Raw genomic sequence first — 469 nt, forward strand, 5'->3', positions numbered from 1 at the left:
CCTCGGCATCGCCATCGCGCCCGAGCACATCGTCGACTGGGCGAGGCAACCCTGGCACGTCGGTGCCCCTCCCGGCCCCAGGACCCGCCCGCGCAGCACGCCATCGAGGTGATCGCGCTCGCGGTCGCCGATGTCCGACTCGACGCAGCTCCCCGCGGCACCGGCGCACTCGTCGCCCCCGGAGCGGGGAGCGGTTCGAGGACGAGCGGGCCCATCGCGGCGAAGGCGCTCACGCACGTCACTGCGAAGTGGCCGGACCGTGCCGCGCACGTCGCCCCCGGCACACACGTTTTGCGGTTGTCGTACGGGCGCGCGGGACTCGCCCCCGAGACCGCGGGGCTCAGCGACGACGAGGCCGTCGCCCTCGCCCGCAGGGACGCGGGCGCGATCCTCGGCATCGCCATCGCGCCCGAGCACATCGTCGACTGGGCGAGGCAACCCTGGCACGTCGGTGCCCCTCCCGGCCCCA

The 469-nt window shown here is 75.3% G+C and carries 1 pseudogene; it reads left to right on the top strand.

The annotated features are described in order from the left end of the window. Positions 1-108: 108 nt before the first annotated feature. Positions 109-469: pseudogene (locus tag AUL38_RS03220) on the top strand (protoporphyrinogen oxidase); the annotation flags it as partial.

The sequence above is a fragment of the Leucobacter sp. G161 genome, assembly GCF_001482305.1.
In the GTDB taxonomy this organism is placed as follows: domain Bacteria; phylum Actinomycetota; class Actinomycetes; order Actinomycetales; family Microbacteriaceae; genus Leucobacter.